This is a genomic window from Nocardioides antri (assembly GCF_008373765.1).
Taxonomy (GTDB): Bacteria; Actinomycetota; Actinomycetes; order Propionibacteriales; family Nocardioidaceae; genus Nocardioides; species Nocardioides antri.
Window position 1 is genome coordinate 1 of sequence record NZ_VUJW01000157.1, and the last position, 317, is coordinate 317.

Sequence of the window (317 nt, forward strand, 5' to 3'; positions counted from 1 at the left end):
CAGTCAGGTGCCAGCCCGGCGGCGAAGGCTTCGCCTGTTTTACGGGTACGCTCGTCGACATCAGCAATAATCGCGACCTGACCAGACTGCGGGCAGCCCTTTTTCGCCAGCAATCCGTCGGCTACCAGACGCTGGCGTTGGTAATGTCCGAGATAGGCGATTAGCTCACCACCGCGCGGTGTCAGCCAACCCAGTTTTACCGGCCAGGTTGGCCATGCGTCTGGGGTGACATCCTGCATCAGTTGCGTGGCCTTGGTTGGAGCACGCACACCATGACGACTGACAATCACCACACTTTCCAGCTTCAGCTCCGGCTC

General features: G+C 59.9%; 1 protein-coding gene. It reads right to left on the reverse strand.

From position 1 onward, the window contains the following. Nucleotides 1–317: histidine-type phosphatase (locus tag F0U47_RS22420; protein ID WP_149752365.1), on the reverse strand; the 317-nt coding region annotated here is incomplete at both ends.